Origin of the sequence: Paludisphaera mucosa, from assembly GCF_029589435.1 — a bacterium.
GTDB lineage: Bacteria > Planctomycetota > Planctomycetia > Isosphaerales > Isosphaeraceae > Paludisphaera > Paludisphaera mucosa.
Map to the genome: position 1 here is coordinate 609,188 of NZ_JARRAG010000002.1, position 23,565 is coordinate 632,752.

Here is a 23,565-nt window from a genome sequence, read left to right on the forward strand (position 1 = left end):
TACTCGGAGAGAGAAAACCGGAATAACGCATAACAAGGCAAATCGCCGACACCGCGATCCCGGGGGGGACGCGGCGACGTCGGCGATGCCGGGGCGTCTTGATTCCTCGCAAGGCGGCCTTACAGGCGACTCGTCCTGGGGACGTCCGGCGCACTCCAACCGCCCTTGCGTGAATGCGCCGAAACCTCCATGGAAGGATTCGAAATCGACGGGCGCATCGGCCGCCGACTCCTCGATGTCCCTTCGACGCAAGGGGTTGTCGCAAGGATCGAGGACTAAGGAATTCGTGCAAATCGGGTGCCAGTCGATCCGGACGCGAGATCGACTCGCTCTAACGATCGAATTCTTAAGAACTTAAAATCTGAAGGTCGCCGGTCGACCTCATGGGAGCCGTCCGAACATGTCTTCACGAGCGGGCGGAGTTGTCGCGCCTGCTGGCAGATCTGCTTCCAAAGGCGTCATCGCAGGACGTCCGAGGGATGAGTCCGGGAACCCGCCGTGGGGCGCCGAGGATGGCTGGCGGGCTGGACCTGACGGTCATTTCGGGGGCGCGGCGGGCTGGGACGGGGGCTTGGCCTCGGACGCGCGGTGGACCTCGGGGTCGGCGGCGGCGACGGCCCGGGGAGCTTCGAGCTGGGGGGGGCCGACCTCGACGGCGGCGGTCCGGGGGGCGGGTGCGGGCGGGGGCGGGACCTTCGAGGGCTCGGCCGCTTGCGGGCGCATGCGGATGAGCAGGTGGTTCGACGCCCCGTTGGGGGTGGCGACGCTGATCTCCAAAAGCGGGACGCCCTGGTCGTTGGGGGTGGGGCGGGCGTCCTTGGCGATGGTGACCTGCATCAGGTTGCGGCTGACCAGGACCGACTCGGCCGTCTTGCCGCCGGCGATGACGTGGGTGTCGTGGACGCTGAAGTTCTTGCCTTCGAGGAAGATGGTCGACTCCTCGCCGGGCTCGGGGGGCTTGCCGTGCCAGGCCAGGAGCGCGGGCCGGAGCTGGCCCCCGCGCGAGCAGAAGACCCGCGAGTCGTTGTTGTCGGCCGAGAAGGGCACCCGGACGACCAGGCGCTGGGTGGGCATCAGGCTCTTGAGCTGGTTGAGCCGTTCGAGGGCGATCTGCAGCTCCTCGGGCCGGTTGTCGTCGACGGAGCGGACGTTGTTGATCGCCTTCTCGGCCTCGACGAGCCGGGCGGCGAGGTCGGACGCCTTCTCGATGACGGCGGTCCGGCCGTCGTTCAGCTCGCTGGTCTTGAACCAGTTGGCGACGGTGATGAACTCGATCTTGGGGATGAAGTTGGGCATCACGATGAGCGCCGTGCACTCGCGCTGGCCGGGCTCGATGCTCTGCACCTTGTCCTCGCGCCCCAGGCCGGCCTGGACCATGTGCGAGACGGAGGCCAGCCCGGAGAGGCCGGTGCGGGCGGTCTGCAGCCGGGGGTAGAAGATCCAGCCGAACGTGCTCTCGCCGGCGCCGAAGCCGACCATGGTCGGGTTGAGGCGGATGGCGGCCTCCTCCTCGGCGAGCGCCGCCTCGTTCGAGAAGACCCCCGCGGCGCGGAACGGCCCGAGGGGGACGCCGCCGATCAGGTCCAGCCCCGAGGTGGACCGCCGGGCGACCGAGTCGGCCACGTTCTGCTGGGCGATCACCGGCTCGATGGCGTAGACCCGCAGCGGCCACTTCACGTTGGTGTACTTCTGGAAGACGGCGAAGGCCTCGTCGGACGAATCGGCGCGGAAGAAGTTGACGTGACGGAGGTCCTCGCGGCGGATCTCGGGCACCTGGTCGACGATGTCCTGCTTGAGCCGGGCGTTGAGCGCCGCGGCCTGGATGCGGAGGACGAAGCCCAGCGCGTCGAGGGTCCGCCGGCGGTTGGACGCCGCCTCGTCGGGCGGATCGTTCGCGCCCGAGGCGAGCATCACCGACGAGTCGTCGGCGCGGGGCCGCATCGCCGCGAGCTTCGGGAAGTCGCGGCGGGCGATCATCGTCCCGAGCGATTCCAGCGGGTCGACCTCCGAGGCGGCCTGGTTCTGGCCCTGGCCCTGCCCCGTGGCGGCGGCCTGGCCCGACGCCGCCGGCGCGGCGGCCTGCTCCAGCAGGGCGTACGAGGCCTCGAACTCGCCGCGGAGCCAATCGGCGATCCGCGCGCCGCGGTGGTACGGCTCGTCGGACAGCTCGCGCGAGAGCTGACGCTGGGACTCCTTGCGGAGGAAGGCGATGTTGTCGACGCCGTAGAAGACCTCGGAGTCGGCGTAGGCGACGAGCGAGAGCGGGCCGAGGCCCGGCCCGGGGCTGGGGTCGTCGTCCTTGCCGGGCTCGTTGCAGATCGCCTGCGTCAGGCTGCCGACCGCCTCGTTGATGACCGCGTTGCGGAGCGTGTACCGCATCGTGTCGCGGTCCATCAGCGACTTGGCCGAGACCGTGATGCTCGCCCCCCTGCCCCTGCGGTTCTTCGGGCCGGGCGAGAGCGTCACCGGGATCCGCACCAGGTACAGCCCGTACCCCGGCCGGTCGGTGAGGTCGTCGCCGGCGTTGATCCGCCGCAGCTGGTTCAGGTGGTTCAGGTAGTGCGAGTGCTCGTCGAGCACGACCGTCGGCTCCAGCATCCCGCCGGCCGAGGGATCCGCCGTGACGGGCGACGCCCCGGCCTTGGCGGCGGCGGCCGTCGCCGCGGCGGCCGTGGAGGACGTCGCGTTCTGGGCGGCGATCAGGGCCAGGAGCGCCTTCGTCTGGTCCTCGTCGGTCGTCGTGGTCGTGGTGGTCGAGGTCGCCGCCCCGGCCGGGGCCTTCGGGTCGCCCAGGCCGGCGGCCGCCTGCAGGCGCTGGGCCTTGGCCTCGTTGCGGTTGATGGAGGCGTTGATGACCCCCTTGAACCCGACCTTGAGCCACTGCGCCATCTGGAGCTCGTACTCGGACCGGAACTTGGCGAGCCGGTCCTGCCCCCAGACGTCGGGCGACTTGACGCCGATCGTCCCCTGCTGGGTCATGCTGCGGTCGAGGTCGTCGATCATCTGCTCGACGCGCAGGAGCGACGGCTGGGCGTCGGGCCGCGCCAGGCTCGTCGGGACCATCCAGGACCTCGGGACCGTCGAGCAGCCGCCGGCCGTCGCCAGCATCGCCCCCAGGACGAGACGCTTCGCAGCCCACCGTCGACGCGACCGAAATCGTGCCATGGCCCCCTCGGCTCGGAAAACCCGCCCGGATCGGGTCGAGGCGGCGCGGACGGCCGCCCTCCCGATGCACCATGCGGGAGTCTGCCCATTTCCGGACATACGCCAAGGCGGTTTCGCGCGGTTTGTAAAAAACGCCTCGATCGGGCGAGGTGGGAAACGAGCCTCCCCCGTCGCGTCCATCTTCCCAAGCCTGCGCCGGCCGCTAAGATGAGACCGATCCCGGGGGGACGGACGCCGAGGGCGGGGGTGAGTCGTTGATGATCGATCGGGCCGATACGCTGCTCGTGATGTGCTGCGCGGCGCTCGCGCTGTTGATGACGCCCGCGATGGGCCTGTTCTTCGCGGGGATGGTCCGGCGCAAGAACGTGCTTTCGGTGTTCCAGGGCTGCCTGATGCCGCTGGGCGTCGTGACGATCCAGTGGCTGGTCGTGGGCCAGGGCCTGGCGTTCGGACGCGACCTGTTCGGCGGCCTCATCGGCGTCCCCGACGGGGCGATGTTCCGGCTCCGGTTCGAACCCCGCGGCGACCTGGCGACGACCGTCCCGGAGCCACTCTTCCTGGCGTTCGAGCTGCTGGCGGCGGCCTTCGCGGCGGCCCTGGTCTCGAGCGCGGGGGCCGAGCGGGCGAAGTTCGCGTCGACGGCCGCCTTCGTCTTCCTGTGGACGACGCTGGTGTACGACCCGGTGGCGCACTGGGTCTGGTCGCCCGAGGGCTGGCTGAACCGGTTCGGCGCGCGCGATTTCGCCGGCGGCCTGGTCGTGCACGCCGCGGCCGGCGCGGCGGCGCTCTGCGTCGCGGTGGCCGTGGGCCAGAGACGCGGGGCCGACGTCGAGAGCCTGCGCCCGCACAACCTGCCGCTCACGGCGATGGGGACCGCCCTGCTCTGGTTCGCCTGGCTCGGGTTCAACACCGGGCACGCATGGGGCGTCTCGGCGGGGGCCGCGGCGGCGTTCGTCGCGACGATCGTCGCGGGGGCGTCGGGCATGGTGGCCTGGTCGATCCTCGAATATGCGACGACGGGCAAGGCGACGTTCCTGGGCGCCTGCACCGGGGTCGTCGCCGGCCTGGTCGGCGTCTCGGCCGGGGCCGGCTACGTCGCCCCGCCCGCCGCGGCCGCGCTGGGGGCGACGGTCGCCCTCGTCTGCCACGGCGCGATCCTGGTCAAGGGCCGGGTCGGCTACGACGACTCGCTCGACGTCTTCGGCGTCCACGGCGTCGGCGGGATCGCCGGCGCGCTCGGCCTGGGCCTGCTCGCCGACTCCGCGCTCGACCCGGGCGTCGTCGGCCTGTTCGAGGGCCGCATCGAGCTGATCGTCGCCCAGCTCGCCGCCGTCGCGGCCGTCGTCGCCTACACCGTCGCCGCGACCGCCGCCATCCTCTTCATCGTGGACCGCACGATGGGCCTCCGCGTCAGCCCCGAAGACGAGGAGCTGGGCCTCGACGTCACCCAGCACGGCCAGCGCGGCTACGTCCTGGGCGAGGGCGAGCGGATCGGCATGTACGACGGCTGAGGCGAACTCACATCGCAGTGCAGCGCTCGGCGGCCGCGGAACGTTGCTTCCGACGCGACTGTGGACCCAACCGCCGCCGCGTGATTCAATAAGCATCGATTCGTCCAAATGAAACGCCTCGCCATCGGAGCGAGCCGCGATTCGCATGATGAATCGAGATTTGGCATTCCTGTCACGGAGGATGACATGCGGGAAATCGATCGACGAGGCTTCACCCTCATCGAGCTCCTGGTGGTCGTCGCGATCATCGGCCTGCTGATCGGGCTCCTGCTCCCTGCGGTCCAGTCCGCCCGAGAGGCCGCCCGCCGGGTCAATTGCCTGAACAATCTCAAGCAGCTTGGCCTGGCCATCCACGGCTATCACTCGGTGCATGAGACCTTTCCGGGCCTGAACACGGGCCGGGGATTCTCCTTCCTCGTGGGGCTTCTTCCCTTCCTGGAGTCGTCGGCCCTGTACGCGGCCATCAACATGGACATCGGCCCTCTTGAAGACCCGGACTCGCCGAACCGCACGTTCGTCACGCTGAACCTGTCGATCCTCCTCTGCCCGTCGGACGACCCTTCGGGCAAGGGGCTGGGATGCACTTCCTACGCTGGATGCGTCGGGCACGGGTTGCAGTCGACCTCGCCGAAGAACGGCGTCTTCAACTTCAGGCCCGCCACCTCGCTGGCGAGCGTCTCGGACGGGGCCGGCCAGACCGTCGCCTTTTCGGAATGGGTCCTCGGGCCGACGATGATCGACAAATCGACGTCCCACGACCGGAGGGCCTACACGTTCAACACGGAGCCCTTCTGGGGCAAGGGGGACTACGACCGCTTCGTCGACGCCTGCCGCCGCGCCGAGCCAGGGCGAGCGAAATTCGGATCCAGGTCGAAGGGGATCGGTTGGATGGACGTCAGCGAAGGGAAGTGCCTCTACAATCACGACCTCGTCGTCAACGAGACGACCTGCCAGAACGCGAACGGGGTGCCGAATGGGGCCTGGACGGCCGGGAGTTATCATCCCAACGGCGCGCAGGCGGTTTTCGCAGACGGGCATGCTCGCTTCATACGAGGCGCCGTCGAACTGAACGTCTGGCGGGCGCTCTCGACGCGCTCGGGCGGCGAGGTCACGGACGCGGGAAGCTACTGACCCGAACGCCCTCTTCACCGTCTCCGCATGCGGCCAGGATGAGCCTCGCCTGGAAGATGCCGGGAACCGCACGAACGGCGGCCGGTCGGATCGCGTCCCTCGGCGTCAGCCCTTCTTCGGCCTCGCACCAGGTCGTCGCAGGGGCTGGCACTTCGGGCAGAGGTACGTGGGGCGGCCGATCAGGCCGGCGATCTTGGTCTTCTCGACCGGGGCGCCGCAGCCCTTGCAGGGCTGGCCGGCGCGGCCGTACATCGAGTTGACGGCGAGGAAGCCGCCTTCGAGGCCCAGGACCGTGCGATAGCCGGCGTCGAAGCTCGACCCCTCGGCGGCGATCGCCTTCGACAGGATCGGGACGATCGCCGCGTGCAGGCGGTCGACCTCGCGCGGGGTCAGGTCGGCCGCGACCTTCAGGGGGTGCAGGCGGGCCTCGAAGAGGATCTCGTCGGCGTAGATGTTGCCGATCCCGGCGAGCACCTTCTGGTCCATGAGCGTCGGCTTGACCGCGCGCCGCGTGCGTTTGAGCCTCGCGGCGAGGTCGTCGCGCGCGATCGCCAGGGCGTCGGGGCCGTGGGCGCGGGCGAAGGCGGCGGCGGCCGCGTCGGGGCCGTCGAACCAGAGGATCCGGCCCAGCCTGCGGGCGTCGCAGAACCAGACCGACGCCTCCGGGTTCGCCAGCCGGAACGTCAGGCGGACGTGCTCGGGACGGGGCGGTTCGACGAGCCAAAAGCCTCCAGTCATCCGGGGCTGAATGACGATCATCCCCCTGTCGTCGGTCAGCTCGACGACGACCCACTTGCCCCGGCGCCCCACCCCCGCGACCCGCACCCCGACGCCCCGCGCCGCGAACTCCGCCGCCGTGCACCCCAGGAGCATCGTCGGGTCGTGCAGCTCGATGCGATCGACCGCGCGCCCCGTCAACGCGGGACGGAGCCCGCGCACCATCGTCTCGACCTCGGGAAGCTCCGGCATCGACGCCTCGTGCGGCTTAGTTAAAAAGGAAACGAGCAGGACGCGAACGACACCGAAGATTATACGGATGAAACCGCCTCGCGAGGAAGCGGGCAGGATTTCGTGAAGATTCGACGCAGACGCCATCAGAATCCGTCACGATCGACGAAAGTTCTTGACAGGCCTCACGCCACGATGGAAACTAACCTCCGGTGATCGTGCAAGAAACCTTCCAGAGCGGGTCGCCCATGCTGCCAGAGACCCGTCGCCGCCGGCTCCGCGAGCTGATCTCGAAGCAGGGCTACGCGACGCTCGACGAGCTGGTGCGGGCGCTCAACGTCTCCGAGAGCACGGTGCGTCGCGACCTCGAGGCGCTCGACCTCTCCGGGGCGGTGCGGCGGACGCACGGCGGGGCGGTCTACTCAGGGGAGGCCCGAGGGATGCCGGCCTTCGACGAGCGGACGCACACGGCGATGGCCGAGAAGCGGGCGATCGGCGAGGCGACGGCGGACCTGATCGAGGACGGCGACACCGTCCTCCTGGACGGCGGCACGACGACCCTGGAGGTGGCCCGGGCGCTCCTGGCCCGGGAGATCCACGTCCAGGTGGTGACCAACAGCCTGCCGATCGCCCAGCTCGTGGCGTCGAGCCCCCAGACGGACCTGATCCTGATCGGGGGCTACGTCTACCCGAGGACCGGGGTCGCCCTGGGGCCCCTGGCGATCGCGATGATGCAGGGGATCCGGGTGCGGAAGTCGATCCTGGGGGCGGGCGGGATCATGGCCGACGGGGTGTACAACTCGAACCTGCTCCTGGTCGAGACCGAGCGGCGGATGATGGCCTGCGGCCAGGAGGTCGTGATCGCGGCCGACCACTCGAAGTTCGGCCGGATGGCGCTGGCGAGGCTCTGCGGGCTGGACGAGGTCACGCGGCTGGTCTGCGACGCCCGGACCCCCGAAAACCAGCGGAAGATGATCGAGGCGGCCGGGGTGATCGTGCACACGGCCGGGCTCGAGGGCCGCAACGGCCACGCCGGGCCCGAAGGCAAGGCGGCGGCGGAATCCACACGCAACGCGACCGACGAGAGGACCGAGGCATGAGCGCGACGGCGACCGCGACGACCCGCGACCAGATCGAGAGCCTGGTGCGGTCGATCATCCTCAAGAGCATGGGCGCCCCGGCCCCGGCCAACGGCGCCGGTGCCGGCGCGGCCGGGCCGCCGAAGGTGATCGTCAACATCTCGGCCCGGCACTGCCACCTGACGCAGGACGACGTCGACGTCCTCTTCGGCAAGGGCCACCAGCTCACGCCGATGAAGCGGCTGTACCAGGACACCGACTTCGCCGCCGAGGAGACCGTGGCGGTCGTCGGCCCCCGCCAGCGGATGATCCCGGGCGTGCGGATCCTGGGGCCCTGCCGCAAGTTCAGCCAGGTCGAGCTGGCGTTCACCGACGCCATCAGCCTGGGGATCGACGTGCCGGTTCGGCTCTCGGGCGACGTCGAGGGCACGCCCGGCTGCCTGCTGATCGGCCCCAAGGGGTCGCTGGTGATGCCCAAGGGGGTCATCCGGGCCGAGCGGCACGTGCACATGGGCCCGCGCGACGCCGAGTACTACGGCGTCAAGCACCTGGACCGGATGAACATGCGGGTCGAGAGCCCCTGCCCCAGCACCCTGGAGGGCCTGCTCGTGCGGACCCACCCGGACTGGAAGCTGGAGGTCCACATCGACACCGACGAGGCCAACGCGTGCGACCTGACGCACGCGGCCGACGTGATCCTGAGCAAGGCCTGATCGAACCGGACCGGTCGGAAGTTTCTCTCTCGAACCCACCCGCGGAAGGAGGGCCCCAGTGGCCTCTGCATCCCTCGAAGCGCTCGGAATGATCGAAACCAAGGGGTTCGTCGCGCTCGTCGAAGCCAGCGACGCGATGTTGAAGGCGGCCAACGTGGAGCTGGTCGGCTGGGACAAGGTCGGCAGCGGCCTGGTGACGGCGTTCGTCGCCGGCGACGTGGCGGCGGTGAAGGCGGCGGTCGACGCCGGGGCCGCGGCGGCCAGCCGGATCGGCGAGGTCGTCAGCGTGCAGGTCATCCCCCGTCCCCACGAAGACCTCGCGGGCATCCTCTCGTTCACCAAGGTCACGGCCCCCAAGGCCTCCTGAGGAGCCCCCAGCCATGGCCACGACGACACAGAAGCCCGCGACCCGCGGGAGCAACGGGAGCCTGGGGATGAACGGCGAGGCGCTGGGACTGATCGAGACCAAGGGGCTCGTGGGCGTCATCGAGGCGACCGACGCGATGCTCAAGGCGGCGAACGTCACCCTGGCCGGCAAGGTCTCGGTGGGCGGCTCGTTCATCACGACGCTGGTCCGGGGCGACGTCGGCAGCGTCCGCGCGGCCGTCGAGGCCGGGGCCGAGGCGGCCAGCCGCGTCGGCGAGCTGGTCAGCGCCCACGTCATCCCGCGGCCCGACGCGGCGGTCCTCCGCACGTTCCTGGGCTGAGCCCGGGCTCCTTCCTTACGAACCACACAAACGACAGGGAGCCTCGAACATGAACGGCAACGCGCTGGGCCTCATCGAGACGATGGGCCTGGTCTGCCTCATCAACGCGATCGACGCCATGCTCAAGGCGGCGACCGTGGAGCTGGCCAGCCCGATCATCAAGCTCGACGGCGGCGTCGTCAGCGTGATGGTCCGCGGCGACGTCAGCAGCGTCCGCGCCGCCGTCGAGGCGGGGGCCGAGGCGGCCTCCAAGGCCGGCGAGCTGCGTGCGGCGCACGTCATCCCGCGTCCGGGGGCCGCCGTCCTCCGCGCCTATCTGGGAGCCTCGCGTTGAAGATCCTCGTCGCCAACCTGGGCAGCACCAGCTTCAAGTACCGCCTGTTCGACCTGGGCGACCCGGCCGAGCCGGTCCTGGCCCGGGGGGCGATCGAGCGCATCGGCTCGCCCTCGTCCAAGGTCGTCGTCAAGACGGCCAAGGGCGGAAGCGAGACGAGCCGCCCGGTCGCCGACCACGGCGACGCGGTGCAGCTCTGCCTGGACCAGCTCACCGACCCCGAGACCGGCGTCCTGGCCGACGCCTCCGAGGTCTCGGCGATCGGCTTCAAGGCGGTCCACGCTCGCAACCTGACCGGCGTCCACCTGGTCGACGACGCCGTACTCGAGGCGATGGAGGCCTTCTCCGACGTCGCCCCCGCGCACAACCCGCCGTACGTGAAGGCCATGCGGATGCTCCGCGACCGGTTCCCGGGCCTCCCCCTGGTCGCCGCCTTCGAGACCGGCTTCCACCGCACCATCCCCGAGGCCTCGCAGCGCTACGCCATCCCCGAAGAGTGGGCCACCGCGCTGGGCGTGCGGCGCTGGGGGTTCCACGGGGCGAGCCACCGCTACATCTCGTGGCGGACGGCCGAACTGCTGGGGCGGACCGACCTCAAGGTGATCTCGTGCCACCTCGGCGGCAGCTCGTCGCTGGCGGCGATCCGCGACGGCGCCTCGGTCGGCTCCAGCCTGGGGATGAGCCCGCAGTCGGGCCTGCCGCACAACAACCGGGTCGGCGAGTTCGACGTCTTCGCCCTCCCCGTCCTGCTCCGCGAGACGGGCAAGAGCCTCGAGGAGATCCTCCAGATCCTGGCCTGCAAGTCGGGCCTGGAGGGGATCTGCGGGGCCAACGACGTCCGCGACGTCGAGGCCGCCGCCGGCGAGGGCGACATCCGCTCGCAGCTCGCGCTCGACGTCTTCGTCGCCTCGATCCGCCACTACCTGGGGGCCTTCCTCCTGGAGCTGGGCGGGGCCGACGCGATCGTCTTCACGGGCGGGATCGGCGAGAACTCGTCGCGGATCCGCTCGATGACCTGCCGCGACCTGGGCTGGTTCGGGATCGAGCTCGACCCCGCGCTCAACGCCGGGGGCCCCGCCGAGCGGCGGATCTCGGCCGAGGGCTCGCGGGTGCAGGTCTGGACCGTGCCGACCAACGAGGAGATCGTGGTCGCCCGGCAGTCGCAGGAACTCCTGAAGTCGGGCCGCTCGGCCATCGCCTGAGCCCCGGCCGACGGACGCCGCCCCCCAACAGCCCCACAGGACCCCTCGCCGATGTTCCTGGCCCGCGTGACGGGAAGCCTGGTGGCGACCCAGAAGGTCGCCTCGATGACCGGCCACAAGCTCCTCCTCGTCGAGCCCTATCGGGTCGACGAGAAGGGGGGCGACCGCCTGGTCCCGACCGGCCGCACGTTCGTGGTCGTCGACTCCCTGGGCGCGGGGGTCGACGAGATGGTCCTCGTCTGCCAGGGGTCGAGCGCCCGCCTGACCCCCGAGACCGAGAAGCTCCCCATCGACGCCGTGGTGATCGGCCTGGTCGACTCGGTCGACGTCCGGGGCCGCGTCGTCTTCTCGAACAAGCCCGGCTCGTGAGCCGATCACGACTCGAACCGACGCGGGGCCGCCCCGCCCGCCTCGAACCGCACAATCGACGCATGGACTTCGCCCCAGCCCAGGAACCCCGGTGCCCGTCATGCAAACGACCGAAGATCTGATCCGCAACGTGGTCCACCAGGTCCTCTCCCAGATGGGGAACGGGGCCTCCCCGACCAACGGCCACGCGAACGGCAAGGCGACGGCCGGCGACCTCGGGGTCTTCCCGACCGTCGAGGCGGCGACGTCGGCGGCCGAGTCCGCGTACCAGGCCTTCCGCAACCGGCCCCTCCTCGACCGCAAGAAGGCGATCGCCGAGATCCGCAAGATCTGCGTCGGCCAGGCCGAGGAGCTGGGCCGGCTGGAGCTGGAAGAGACCCAGATCGGCCGCCTCGACCACAAGATCGCCAAGCTCCGCGACTCGATCCCGCTGATCCCGGGCGTCGAGTACCTGCGGACGGAGAACGCCAGCGGCGACGCCGGCGTGACCTTCACCGACTACACGCCGTTCGGCGTGATCGGCTCCATCACGCCGGTCACCCACAGCCTGCCGACGCTGGCCGCCAACGCGATCAACATGCTGGCGGCGGGCAACACGGTCGTCTTCAACGCCCACCCCTCGGGCCGGGCGATCGCGGCCCTGGGCGTCCAGAAGTTCAACAAGGCCATCGCCCAGGCGACCGGCCTGGAGAACCTGCTGACGATCATCGACCCGCCGACCATCGAGACGGCCAACGGCCTCTTCGCCAGCCCCAAGGTCAAGCTCCTGGTGGTCACCGGCGGCCCGGCCGTCGCCCGCGCGGCCCTGGGGAGCAAGCGTCGCGCGATCGTCGCCGGCCCCGGCAACCCGCCGGTCGTCGTCGACGCCACGGCCGACCTCGACCTGGCGTGCAAGTCGATCGTCGAGGGCGGGGCGTTCGACAACAACCTGCTCTGCATCGGCGAGAAGCAGGTCTTCGCCGTCGCCCCCATCTTCGACAAGCTGATGGAGACGATGCCCAAGTACCAGGCCTTCCGCCTGACCGCCCCGCAGGTCGAGTCGCTCACCCGGGCGGCGTTCGAGAACGGGTCGGACGGCAAGCCCCATGTCCGCAAGGAGCTGGTCGGGAAGGACCCGGCCATCCTGGCGGCCCACGCCGGGGTCAAGATCCCCGCCTCCACGCAGCTCCTCTACGGCGAGACCGGGGCCGACCACCCGTTCGTCCAGGAAGAGCAGATGATGCCGTTCATCCCGTTCGTGAGGGTGCCCGACGTCGACCGCGCCCTGACGCTGGCTCACGCCAGCGAGCACGGCTACGGCCACACGGCGATCCTGCACTCGCGCGACGTGGCGGTGATGGCCAAGATGGGCAAGCTCATGGACTGCACCATCTTCGTCGTCAACGGCTCCAGCCTGGCCGGGCTGGGGGGCGAGGCCGTGCCGTCGTTCTCCATCGCCGGCCCGACCGGCGAGGGCGTGACCACCCCGCTGACGTTCACCCGCCAGCGCCGGACGGCCATCGCCGGCGGCTTCCGGTTCTCCTGACCCGTTCGATCGAGGAGGCCGCCCCGATGCAGATCGGCCGCGTGGTCGCCACGGCGACCTCCACGGTGAAGCACCCGTCGTTCGAGAAGGAGCGGCTTTTGGTCGTCCAGCTCGAAGGCGTCGACGGCCGGCCCGACGGCGAGCCGGTCCTCGCCTTCGACCGGCTGGGCGCGGGCAAGGGCGACCGGGTCGTCCTGACCAGCGACGGGGCCCTGCTGCGAGAGCTGCTCGGCCGCGACACCCCGGGGCGCTGGAGCGTCATGGGCGTGCCCGACGCGCGGTGAATCCGAAGTCCAAGCCAAGGCGGGAACGAAGGCGATGACCCAGGCGACCTGGAACGGATACGAGGCGATGCGGCGGGCGACGGCCCCGGGGATCATCCCCGCGGCCTTCGCCCCCTCGCGCGTGCTCGACCCGATCCGCGCCGTGGACGAGGCCGTGCGGTCCGTGCTGGCCGAGCTGTTCGGGACGGCCACGCGGCGGGCGACGACGGCGGCCGCCGAGGCGGTCTTCGCCGACCGCCTGTTCGGCCTGAAGCACGCCGAGGCGCTCGCGCCCGGCGCGACGTCGATCCGGGTCGCGGCGGGGACCGTCGTCACCCCCCTGGCCCGCGACCTCCTCAAGCGGCGAGGCGTCGTCGTCCGGCTCGCCGGCATGGCCGAGGTCGCCGCGACGGCCCGGGGCGAGTGGGCCTTCGCCGTCGAGGCCGCGGCGGGCTGGCTGCACGCCCTGCAGCGGTCGTTCCTCGAGGACGGCGGGCTGTGGAACGAGCTGGAGCCGTCGGTCGACGCGGTCGTCGCGTGGCTCGGCGCGGGCGAAGGCCGCGGGGCCCTGCTCGTCACGACCGACGGCGCGACGGCGGTCTGGCGGTCGTGCCGGGCGCACGGCGTTCGGGCGGCCTTCGCGAGCGAGCCGGCCGACGTCCATCGCGCCACGCGTTCCCTGGGCGCCAACCTGATCGTCGTCGACCCGGCCGGCAAGTCGATCGCCTGGATCAAGCAGCTCGCGACCGCCTTCCGCCGGGCCGGCGCCCCGCGGGACGTGATGGGCCTGGAACTCGCACACGGGGGGACGTCATGAGGATCGTCGAGGTCGTGGGCCGCGTGACGCTGTCGCGGATGCACCCGAGCCTGACCGGCGCCCGGTTCCCGATCGTCCTGCCGATGACCCTGACGGCCCTCCGCGACGGCGCGCCCGACCGCGGCGAGGAGCTGGTCGCCTACGACAAGCTGGGCGTGGGCCCCGGCGACCTGGTCGGCCTGAGCGAAGGGGGCGAGGCGGCCAACCCCTTCGGCAAGGTGAAGACCCCGGTCGACGCCTACTGCGCCTGCCTGCTCGACGCGATCTCCTTCTAACCCATATACGCATTCACACGAATTCGACCCAAACGACCATCCCACGACGGCGAAGCGAGGAGCGGCCATGAGCGCGATGAACGAGTGGAAACTGCGGGAGATGATGTGCGAGATCGGCCGGCGGATCTACGACAAGGGGTTCGCGGCGGCCAACGACGGCAACATCAGCTACCGCCTGAGCGAGGACCGCGTCCTCTGCACGCCGACGCGGGTCTCCAAGGGCTTCATGAAGCCCGACGACCTCTGCATCATCGACATGGAGGGCAAGCAGATCTCCGGCAAGCGCAAGCGCTCCAGCGAAATGCTGCTGCACCTCGCCGCGCTGAAGGCCCGCCCCGACATGCGCTCGTGCGTCCACTGCCACCCGCCCCACGCGACGGCCTTCGCGGTGGCCAAGGAGCCGATCCCGAAGTGCGTCCTGCCCGAGATCGAGGTCTTCCTGGGCGAGGTCGCCATCTCGCCCTATGAGACCCCCGGCGGCCAGAAGTTCGCCGACACGATCCTCCCCTACGTCAAGGACACCGAGACGATCCTGCTGGCCAACCACGGCACGATCACCCTGGGGGTCGACCTCGAGGACGCGTACTTCAAGACCGAGATCATCGACGCCTACTGCCGGATCCTGCTGCTGGCCAAGCAACTCGGCCGGGTGAACTACTACGGCGACGACAAGGCCGCCGAGCTGATCAAGCTCAAGCCGGGCCTGGGCATCCCCGACGCCCGGCTCACCCGCGGGCTGGAGAACTGCGACCTCTGCGGCAACAGCCTCTTCCGCGAGGGCTACGGCTCGTTCAGCCCCGAGCCCAAGGTCTTCCTCCACCCCAAGCTGATCGACCAGGCCGCCCAGGGCGGCGAGACCTCGGCCTGCGGCTGCTCGACCGGCGAGGACCGCGCCGGCAACGGCTCCTCGGCCCACGGCCGGACGTCGTCCAACGGCAACGGCGCCCCCGCCGGCCCGAACGTCGACGCCCTCGTCCAGTCGATCACCGACCAGGTCATGAGCGCCCTCAACGGCTCGGCGAAGTAAGCCGTCCCAATTATCTTCACGTAGGCGATCGTAGTCAGCGTCCGGGAGGACGAACCCTTGAAAGTCAGCATCATCGGCGGCGGCGGCCTGGTCGGCTCGTGCGCGGCGTTCGCCCTGCAATGCGGCGGGGTGGTCGCCGGGCTCGACCTGATCGACGTCAACGGCGACCTGTGCAAGGGGCAGGCGCTCGACCTGCTCCACGGCGCGTCGCTGACGGCCGACCAGGTGATCCGGGCGACGGGGTACGAGGCGATCCCCCAGAGCGACCTCGTCATGATCACGGCCGGGCTCCGCCGCAAGCCCGACGAGAGCCGGCTCGACCTGATCAACCGCAACGTCGAGCTGTTCCTGAAGATCCTCGACGACGTCAAGGCCGCCGGCCTGAAGCGCGAGGCGATCGTCCTGGTCGTCTCGAACCCGGTCGACGTGCTGACGTACCTGGCGACGAACCGGCTGGGCCTGCCCGCCTCGCAGGTCATCGGCCTGGGGACGCAGCTCGACACGGCGCGGTTCCGCAGCCTGATCGCCGAGGCGCTCAAGCTGCCGCCGACGCAGGTGACGGCGACGATCCTGGGCGAGCACGGCGACAGCATGGTGCCGATCTGGTCGGCCGCCCAGGCCGCCGGGCTGCCGCTGGAGAAGTTCCCGGGCTGGACCGCCGCGCTGGGCGAGTCGCTCTTCGCCCGGGCCAAGGCGAGCGGGGCCGAGGTCATCAAGCTCAAGGGGGGCGCGGGGTTCGCCGTCGGGCTGTCGATCCGCGAGGTCGTCCACGCGATCGCGCTCGACTCCGGCCGCATCCTGCCGGTGTCGTCGCTGGTGAACGGGCCTTACGGCATCCGCGACGTCTGCATCTCGATCCCCACGGTCGTCGGCCGCTCGGGGGTCGTCGCCCAGCGCGAGATCGAGCTGTGGACGAAGGAGACCGCGTCGCTCCAGCGCTCGGCGCAGGTGCTCCGCGAGACGATCGACCTGGTGCTCAAGGGCAACCCGAAGGCGGCCGGTAAGGCCCCGGCCGCGGCCGGCAAGCCCGCCGAGTCCGGCCCGCGGCCGGTGCGGGTCACGATGGGGGGCGGGGGCGGCGGCCCGATCGTCGGCGCGGCGTCGCGCGTGACGGTCTCCGGCCTGGGGAGCGGCAATGGCAACGGGAACGGCTACGGCCGAGGGGGCCGCTGAGATGGTGAAGTCGCTCGACAGAAAGCTCGCCGCGATCCTGGCGAATCCCGACTGCCGGGAGTTCATCCTGGCCGACGCCAAGGACGCCGACATGGCCCTGGGCCTGGGCGCGCCCGGCAAGTCGCCCGAGCTGCACGCCGGCGAGGTCCGGTTCAAGACGCTCGAAGAGTACCGCGACCAGATGCGGCTCATCACCCGCCAGGGGCTCGTCGACATCATGCTCATGTCGGCCAGTTCCAACTATGCGTTGACGTTCGGCGAACGGCTGTTCGACGGCTCGGCCGTCACGCCCGCCATCCGCGCCAACGACACGACCGACATCCACCTGGCGCGGGGCTCGTCGTACGCCGCCGAGCCCGCCCTCCCCTTCCGCACCGCCAGCCTCGACCACGCGATGTGCGGCCACCTCGACTGCAAGCCCGAGGAGCGGACGCTGGGCTCGAATCTGGGCCTCTACAGCGTCACCTTCAACAACGACCTGAGGCGCGACCTGGAGACGCTCGAACGCTTCCACGCCTTCCGCGAGGAGGCCGAGCGCAAGGGCTTCCGCTACTTCCTGGAGGTCTTCGACCCCAACGTCGCCACCGGCCTGGCGCCCGACGTCCTGCCGTTCTACCTCAACGACATGATCACCCGGATGCTCGCGGGCGTCGCCCCGGCCGGCCGGCCCGTCTTCCTCAAGATCGTCTACCACGGCCCCAAGGCCATGGAAGAGCTGGTTCGATTCGACCGCAAGCTCGTCGTCGGCATCCTGGGCGGCTCGTCGGGGACCACCCGCGACGCCTTCCAGCTCCTGCACGACGCGCAGAAGCACGGCGCGAAGGTCGCCCTGTTCGGCCGCAAGATCAACCACGCCGAGAACCAGCTCGCGTTCGTGCAGTTCCTGCGGCTGATCGTCGACGGCGTCATCCAGCCCGTCGACGCCGTCAAGGCGTACCACGCGGTGCTCGGCAAGCTGGGCGTGGCCCCGCATCGGCCCCTGGAGGACGACCTCAAGGTCACCGAGCAGTCGATGAGCTACGCCGGCGGCAAGAGCGTAACCGTCCCGCCCCCGCAGGCGGCCCCCGCGGCCGCGCCGACCGCGGCGCCCTCGCTGTTCGCGGCGAAGCCCTCGACGAACGGCTTCCACGCGACGAACGGCTCGGCCGGTACGAACGGCGACGGCTTCCACGCGCCGGCCCGGCCGCTGGTGACGGAGTCGCGGTCGACGCGCGAGACCCGCAACGGCGTCTCGGCGGCCGCCGAGGCCCCGGACGGGCGGCCCGACTTCGCGCGGATGAGCCCCTCGGACCGGCTGGCGTACCATCGCGACCGGCTGGGACTGGGGCGCTGACACCGGCCGGGCGATTCTCGTACGCTGGTTCCCTGGCCCAACGCGCCGGCCCCCTCCACGGACGGGTCGGCGCGCCGTCCAAGGAACCGGATCCGCCCCCGGGCGGGGAGAATCGCATGATGTCGGTCCGTACGAGTCGAGCCCTGCTGGCGGCCTGCGCCGCGGCGTTCCTCCTCCCCGCGGCGACGGCGATCGGCGAGGAGGCCGTCGACGTCAAGGCGAGCTACACCAAGTATGAGTTCCTGATCCCGATGCGCGACGGCGTCCGCCTGTTCACGGCGGTCTACGTCCCCAAGGACCGCTCGCGCGTCTACCCGATCATGCTCAACCGGACCCCCTACGGCGTCGCCCCCTACGGCCCCGACGCCTATCGAGCGGCGCTCGGCCCCTCGCCCAGGTTCAGCGACGACGGCTTCATCTTCGCCTATCAGGACGTCCGCGGGCGGTACATGTCCGAGGGCGAATACGTCAACATGCGCCCGCACCTGGCGATCAAGACCGACGCCAACGAGATCGACGAGAGCACCGACACCTACGACACGATCGACTGGCTGTTGAAGAACGTCGGAGGCCACAACGGCAAGGTCGGCCAGTGGGGGATCTCGTACCCGGGCTTCTACACCTCGATGGGGATGATCGACGCCCACCCGGCGCTCAAGGCGTCGTCGCCGCAGGCCCCGATCGCCGACTGGTTCGCCGGCGACGACTGGCACCACAACGGGGCCCTCTTCCTGGCCCACGCGTTCAACTTCATGTCGAGCTTCGGCCACCCCCGGCCGGCCCCGGTGAAGAAGAACGCGTTCGACCGCACGATGTACAACGACAAGCCCGACGGCTACGCCTTCTTCCTCGGCCTGGGCCCGCTCGCGAACGCCGACGCCCGCTATTACAAGGGGGACGTCCCGTTCTGGAACGAGATGATGAAGCACGCCGACTACGACGACTTCTGGAAGGCCCGCAACATCCGCCCCCACCTCAAGAACATCAAGCCGGCCGTCCTCAACGTCGGCGGCTGGTACGACGCCGAGAACCTCTACGGCCCGCTGGAGACCTACCGCGCCGTCGAGGCGTCCAGCCCGAAGGCGACGAACGTCCTGGTGATGGGCCCCTGGTCGCACGGCAGCTGGTCGGGCGGCGACGGCGCGTCGCTGGGGCCGATCGCCTTCCACTCGAACACGGCCGAGTACTACCGCGACCAGATCGAGTTCCCCTTCTTCCAGACGATCCTGAAGGGGGGCGACGGCCCGGCGGCCCTCCCCGAGGCGCGCGTCTTCGAGACCGGGACGAACCAGTGGCGGACGTTCGACGCCTGGCCCCCCAAGGCGGCCAAGCCGAAGACGCTCTACCTGGCGGCCGGGGGCGGCGTCGCGTTCTCGCCGCCGGAGTCGGCGGCCTCGCCGTCGTTCGACGAGTACGTCAGCGACCCGGCCAAGCCCGTCCCGTTCATCGACGCCGTCTCGAACCGGATGACCGGCGACTACATGATCCAGGACCAGCGGTTCGCCTCGCGCCGGCCCGACGTTCTGGTCTACCAGACCGGGCCCCTGGCCGAAGACCTCACGCTCGTGGGGCCGATCCAGGTGAAGATCCACGTCTCGACCTCGGGGGGCGACTCCGACTGGGTCGTCAAGCTGGTCGACGTCTTCCCCGACGACCACGCCGGCGAGACCACGGCCGGGACGCCCCTGGCGAGCTTCCAGGGCCTGGTCCGCGGCGACGTCATGCGGGGCCGCTACCGCAACAGCCTCTCGGCCCCCGAGCCCTTCGTCCCCAACCAGCCGACCGCGGTGAACTTCACGATGCAGGACGTCGACCACACGTTCCGCTCGGGCCACCGGCTGATGATCCAGGTCCAGAGCACCTGGTTCCCGCTGGTCGACCGCAACCCGCAGAAGTACGTCGACGTCTACGCGGCCAAGCCGGAAGACTTCCAGAAGGCCGTCCAGCGCGTCTTCCACGAGCCCGCCGCCCCCTCGCGGCTGGAGGTCCTCGAACTGCCGCGCTGAGCGCGGCCGGGGGGGGGCGCAGGCTACGGCGGGGCGCGGCCCGCGGATATAATCGGGTGGGAAGTCGATCCCGCATCCGAGAGGCCGCAGCGAGAGAGGAAGTCGATGAACCGTCCGTCCTATCGCGTCACGGAGCTGCTCGGCGACGGCATCGGGGCCGAGCTGTCCGAGGCGGTGCACCGCCTGGCCGAGGCGCTCCCCGTCCAGCTGGAGTTCGTCCCGGTCGACCTCCGCGTCGAGAACCGTCGCGCGCGGGGCAAGGCGCTCTACGACGAGGCGGTGGCGACGATCCTCGAGACCAAGGTGGCGCTCAAGCACCCGACGGCGACCACCGAGGAGAGCCCCAACGCGGTGCTCCGCCGCCGCCTGGACCTCTCGGTCATCCACCGGCCGGTCTACACGATCCCCGGCGTGCCGACCAACTTCCGCCGCGAGCTGGACCTGGACATCGTGCGGATCGCCACCGGCGGCACCTACGACGACCCCGGCCGGATGATCGGCGACGACGGCGCGGTGAGCCTGCGGATCGTCGAGCGGCGGCCGGTCCGCGAGGCCGCCCGCTACGCGTTCAACCTGGCGCGTAAGACGAGCAAGCGGGTCACCAGCGCGTCGAAGTACACCATCCAGAAGGCGACCGACGGCCTGTTCGAGAAGGTGGCGCAGGAGGTCGCCGGCCAGTTCCCCGAGGTGCCGCACTCGGTCGAGCTGTTCGACGCCCTGCTCGGCAAGGTGATCATGGCGCCGGAGAAGTTCCAGATCGTGCTGGTGCTCAACGAGTACGGCGACTTCCTCTCGGACATGGCCTGCGGCCTGGCCGGCTCGCTGGGGATCGGGGCCAGCTCGAACCTGGCGTTCGACGCCTCGGCCGTCGTCCGCGTGGCCCTGTTCGACGCCGCCCACGGCACCGCGCCCGACATCGCCGGCAAGCACCTGGCGAACCCGACGGCCATCTTCCTGGCGTTCTCGATGCTGCTCTATCAGCTCGGCGAGATCGGCCTGGGCCAGGCCGTGAAGAACGCGACGCTCGACCTGCTGCGCGAGGGGGTCCGGACGCCCGACCTGGGCGGCGGCGAGTCGACCGAGTCGTTCACCGAGGCCGTGGCGAAGGAGGTCGCCCGCCGCGTCGGCGAGAAGGCCGGGCCGCCGCCGGCCGCCTGACCGCCCCGCCGCCGGGTGCGCCGCGGCCCACTTGACGGCCCGCCCTTCACACCTTGTAATCGAGTCTCGCGCACGCCCGCCGGCCCCAGGCCGACGTCGCGGGGCGACGGCCCACGAGCCCGCGGCCGAAGAGGGGGACGAATCCCCCGGCCCGCGGGCCGCCCTTCCCGAGAACGGCCCCCCATGCCCGTCGGAGACGATTCGGCGCAGCCCGCCTCGAAGCCGAGGCCGAGCGCGAGCCAGGTGCTGGTCGTCACCAGCGTGATGTTCACCTTCATCTCGTACTGGCGCACGGCGGCGATCGTGCTGTGCGACCTGGCGAGCACCGCGTACTACATCGGCGGCATCGTCGAGTCGCAGATCGGCCGGGCGGCCCCCTGGTTCATCCTCGGCGTGATGCTCTTCAGCTACGCCGTGCGGAACGTCTACATCGAGAGCTGCGCCATGTTCGTGCGCGGCGGCGTCTACCGGATCGTCAAGGAGGCGATGGGGCGGCAGGCGGCGGGGCTGGCGGTCTCGGCCCTGCTGTTCGACTTCATCCTGACCGGCCCGATCAGCGGCGTCACGGCCGGCCAGTACATCATCGGCCTCGTCAACGACCTGCTGAACCTGGGGCCGGCCAGCCCGATTATCGCCAACCAGGACCTGCTCTCGTCGCTGATCGCGATCGCGGTGACGGTCTACTTCTGGCGGGTGAACATCAAGGGGATCCACGAGTCGAGCGACCAGGCGCTGAAGATCATGGGGGCGACGACCGTGATGGCCGTGGTCCTGATCGTCTGGTGCCTGGCGACGATGGCGGTCGACGGCTCGAAGCGGCACCTGCCGCCGGTCACGCCCGACTTCTCGCGGAAGGTCGACGCGCAGGGCAAGCCGGTGCTCGACCCGTTCGAGCGGCAGGTGGACCCCCTGGGCTTCCTGGGCCACACGGCGGTCGCCGAGGCGCTGCGGCCCGAGGCGATCACGGGCCACTGGTGGAGCCTCGTCGGCGTCTTCGGCCTGGTCGTCGCCTTCGGCCACTCGGTGCTCGCCATGAGCGGCGAGGAGACGCTGGCGCAGGTCTACCGGGAGGTCGAGAGCCCGAAGCTCAAGAACTTCAAGAAGGCGGCGTTCATCGTCTTCGTCTACAGCCTGCTCTTGACGTCGCTGATCAGCTTCTTCGCCGTGATGATCATCCCCGACGACGTGCGGATGTCGCAGTATTCGGGCAACCTGATCGGCGGCCTGGCGATGCACGTGATCGGGCCCCAGTGGGCCCGGCTGGGGCTCAACGCGCTGGTGGTGGTGGTCGGCTTCCTGATCCTCTCGGGCGCGGTCAACACGGCGATCATCGGCTCCAACGGCATCCTCAACCGGGTCTCCGAGGACGGCGTGCTGCCCGACTGGTTCCTCAAGCCGCACCCCCGGTACGGGACGACCTCGCGGCTGATCAACCTGGTGGGCGTCCTCCAGATCGTCACGATCCTGCTGAGCCGGGGCCACGTCCTGACGCTCGGCGAGGCGTACGCCTTCGGCGTGATCTGGAGCTTCGTCTTCATGTCGCTGTCGATGCTGATCCTGCGGTTCCGGCGGCCGGGCGAGCGCGAATACGAGGTGCCGTTCAACATCCGGATCGGCCGGGTCGACGTCCCGGTCGGCATGACGCTCATCTTCCTGGTGCTGGCGATGGCCTCCATGGCCAACCTGCTGACCAAGGAGGTCGCCACGATCTCCGGGGTGGTCTTCACGGCGGCCTTCTTCGCGGTCTTCCAGGTCAGCGACCACCTCCGCCGCCGCCGCGAAGGCTCGGGGGGCCACGAGCACCTCGAGCAGTTCAACCAGCAGGAGGCCGACAAGGTCTCGGTCGCGAGCCTCGGCCTGACCCGCCCCTACCGCAAGCTGGTGGCGATCCGCTCGCCGCACAACCTGGGCATGCTCCAGAAGTGCCTGGACGAGACCGACCCCGAGACGACCGACGTCGTCGTGATGACGGCCAACGTCCTGCCCAAGGGGAGCGCCGACTTCGAGGCGACGATCACCGACTACGACCGCCAGCTCCTGACGGCCGTCGTGAACCTGGCCGAGTCGGCCGGCAAGTCGGTCAAGCCGCTGATCGTGCCCACCAACGAGCCCCTGTACGCCCTGGCGCAGACGGCGCGGACGATCGGCGCGCAGGAGCTGATCATGGGCATGTCGAACAAGTTCAACCCCGAGGACCAGCTCGACCAGGTCGCGCTGTACTGGCTGAACATCTGCGGGCCCAGGCCCGACCCGCTGTCGATCCGGGTCCTGGGACCGGACCGGGACGTCCGGCTGGACATCGCCGGCGGCAGCCAGATCCCCAAGCCGGGGGCGGCGGCGGCCGGCGCGGCGCAGCTGCTGGCCGACCTGAGGCGGGGCTGGCACGGGGTCGAGCGGCTGCTGCTGGCGTACGACGGCAGCCCGCTCAGCTCCGACTTTTTGGACACGGTCATGAGCTTCCTCGACCCGGCGGTCGAGGTGACGCTGCTGCACGTCGCCGAGGCCGAGACGGGCGTGGAAGCGGAGGTCGAGGGCCGCCGGATCGTCGAGCGCGGCGCCGAGCGGGCTCGCGAGCTGGGCCGCCGGGTGGCGTTCAAGCTGGCCCACGGCGAGGCCGGCCCGGAGATCGTCCACGAGGCCGTCGAGGGGAAGGCCGACGCGATCTTCATGAGCCTGAGGGGCGTCTATCGCCGCGGCGACACCTCGGCGTTCGCCTCCAACACCCGCTACGTCCTGGAGAACGCCCCCTGCCGCGTCATCCTGGGCTTCGCCCCCAAGTCGATCCCGGCCCCCGCCCCCGCCGCGGCCGTCGGGGGGGCCTGATCCGTC

General features: G+C 70.5%; 20 protein-coding genes and 1 pseudogene. 19 read left to right on the forward strand and 2 right to left on the reverse strand.

The genetic code is table 11. The features are described from left to right. Window positions 1-537 precede the first annotated feature (537 nt). Entirely contained in the window at window positions 538-3,165 is a 2,628-nt protein-coding gene (locus PZE19_RS12030) for a hypothetical protein (protein ID WP_277860862.1), read from the reverse strand. 257 nt (window positions 3,166-3,422) lie between these two features. On the opposite strand from PZE19_RS12030, the gene PZE19_RS12035 reads away from it, so the two are divergent. Further along, window positions 3,423-4,676, forward strand: a complete 1,254-nt coding sequence (locus PZE19_RS12035; RefSeq protein WP_277860863.1) for an ammonium transporter — start codon at window positions 3,423-3,425, stop codon at window positions 4,674-4,676. A 186-nt stretch (window positions 4,677-4,862) separates the two neighbouring features. Continuing rightward, the gene (locus tag PZE19_RS12040) at window positions 4,863-5,807 is read left to right on the forward strand and encodes a DUF1559 domain-containing protein (protein WP_277860864.1); all 945 of its coding nucleotides are present in this window, start codon (window positions 4,863-4,865) and stop codon (window positions 5,805-5,807) included. Window positions 5,808-5,912: 105 nt separating this feature from the next. Here PZE19_RS12040 and mutM read toward each other — a convergent pair whose 3' ends face one another. Next, entirely contained in the window at window positions 5,913-6,776 is an 864-nt protein-coding gene (mutM, locus tag PZE19_RS12045; protein ID WP_277860865.1) for a DNA-formamidopyrimidine glycosylase, read from the reverse strand. Between the two features lie 191 nt (window positions 6,777-6,967). On the opposite strand from mutM, the gene PZE19_RS12050 reads away from it, so the two are divergent. The 17 genes and pseudogenes from PZE19_RS12050 to PZE19_RS12130 all read left to right on the forward strand — a co-directional run bounded on the left by PZE19_RS12050 (window position 6,968) and on the right by PZE19_RS12130 (window position 23,559). Next, entirely contained in the window at window positions 6,968-7,855 is an 888-nt protein-coding gene (locus PZE19_RS12050) for a DeoR/GlpR family DNA-binding transcription regulator (protein WP_277860866.1), read from the forward strand. After that, window positions 7,852-8,547, forward strand: a complete 696-nt coding sequence (locus PZE19_RS12055; protein WP_277860867.1) for a PduL/EutD family phosphate acyltransferase — start codon at window positions 7,852-7,854, stop codon at window positions 8,545-8,547. Before PZE19_RS12050 ends, PZE19_RS12055 begins: the two co-directional genes overlap by 4 nt. A gap of 88 nt (window positions 8,548-8,635) precedes the next feature. Further along, complete coding sequence (locus PZE19_RS12060) at window positions 8,636-8,914, forward strand: BMC domain-containing protein (RefSeq protein WP_277860868.1); 279 nt, start codon at window positions 8,636-8,638, stop codon at window positions 8,912-8,914. Window positions 8,915-8,981: 67 nt separating this feature from the next. Further along, window positions 8,982-9,254, forward strand: coding sequence for a BMC domain-containing protein (locus tag PZE19_RS12065; RefSeq protein ID WP_165252575.1), 273 nt, complete (start codon window positions 8,982-8,984; stop codon window positions 9,252-9,254). Window positions 9,255-9,303: 49 nt separating this feature from the next. Further along, window positions 9,304-9,588 carry a BMC domain-containing protein gene (locus tag PZE19_RS12070; RefSeq protein ID WP_277860869.1) on the forward strand — a complete coding sequence of 95 codons (285 nt, stop codon included), beginning with the start codon at window positions 9,304-9,306 and terminating at the stop codon, window positions 9,586-9,588. After that, on the forward strand, window positions 9,585-10,790 hold the full coding sequence (locus PZE19_RS12075; protein ID WP_277860870.1) for an acetate/propionate family kinase: 1,206 nt from the start codon (window positions 9,585-9,587) through the stop codon (window positions 10,788-10,790). The genes PZE19_RS12070 and PZE19_RS12075 overlap by 4 nt, the downstream gene beginning before the upstream one ends. 51 nt (window positions 10,791-10,841) lie before the next feature. Continuing rightward, window positions 10,842-11,159: a EutN/CcmL family microcompartment protein gene (locus tag PZE19_RS12080; RefSeq protein ID WP_277860871.1), complete on the forward strand. Its 318-nt coding sequence runs from the start codon at window positions 10,842-10,844 to the stop codon at window positions 11,157-11,159. Window positions 11,160-11,259: 100 nt separating this feature from the next. Beyond that, window positions 11,260-12,684, forward strand: coding sequence for an aldehyde dehydrogenase (locus tag PZE19_RS12085; protein WP_277864347.1), 1,425 nt, complete (start codon window positions 11,260-11,262; stop codon window positions 12,682-12,684). Window positions 12,685-12,710: 26 nt separating this feature from the next. Continuing rightward, a complete protein-coding gene (locus tag PZE19_RS12090; RefSeq protein WP_277860872.1) occupies window positions 12,711-12,968 on the forward strand; it encodes a EutN/CcmL family microcompartment protein in 258 nt (85 codons plus the stop codon). 34 nt (window positions 12,969-13,002) lie between these two features. After that, window positions 13,003-13,764: a hypothetical protein gene (locus PZE19_RS12095; RefSeq protein ID WP_277860873.1), complete on the forward strand. Its 762-nt coding sequence runs from the start codon at window positions 13,003-13,005 to the stop codon at window positions 13,762-13,764. Further along, complete coding sequence (locus tag PZE19_RS12100; RefSeq protein ID WP_277860874.1) at window positions 13,761-14,039, forward strand: EutN/CcmL family microcompartment protein; 279 nt, start codon at window positions 13,761-13,763, stop codon at window positions 14,037-14,039. The genes PZE19_RS12095 and PZE19_RS12100 overlap by 4 nt, the downstream gene beginning before the upstream one ends. Window positions 14,040-14,106: 67 nt before the next feature. Next, window positions 14,107-15,066, forward strand: a complete 960-nt coding sequence (locus PZE19_RS12105) for a class II aldolase/adducin family protein (protein ID WP_277860875.1) — start codon at window positions 14,107-14,109, stop codon at window positions 15,064-15,066. Between the two features lie 57 nt (window positions 15,067-15,123). Then, window positions 15,124-16,044: pseudogene (locus PZE19_RS12110) on the forward strand (lactate/malate dehydrogenase family protein); the annotation flags it as partial. A 196-nt stretch (window positions 16,045-16,240) separates the two neighbouring features. After that, a complete protein-coding gene (locus PZE19_RS12115; protein WP_277860877.1) occupies window positions 16,241-17,572 on the forward strand; it encodes a hypothetical protein in 1,332 nt (443 codons plus the stop codon). Between the two features lie 116 nt (window positions 17,573-17,688). Beyond that, window positions 17,689-19,578, forward strand: a complete 1,890-nt coding sequence (locus PZE19_RS12120) for a CocE/NonD family hydrolase (RefSeq protein WP_277860878.1) — start codon at window positions 17,689-17,691, stop codon at window positions 19,576-19,578. A 105-nt stretch (window positions 19,579-19,683) separates the two neighbouring features. Then, window positions 19,684-20,736, forward strand: a complete 1,053-nt coding sequence (locus PZE19_RS12125) for an isocitrate/isopropylmalate family dehydrogenase (RefSeq protein WP_277860879.1) — start codon at window positions 19,684-19,686, stop codon at window positions 20,734-20,736. A 183-nt stretch (window positions 20,737-20,919) separates the two neighbouring features. Further along, window positions 20,920-23,559 (forward strand): amino acid permease, encoded by a 2,640-nt coding sequence (locus tag PZE19_RS12130; RefSeq protein ID WP_277860880.1) that lies wholly within the window; start codon window positions 20,920-20,922, stop codon window positions 23,557-23,559. The last annotated feature ends 6 nt before the right edge of the window (window positions 23,560-23,565 follow it).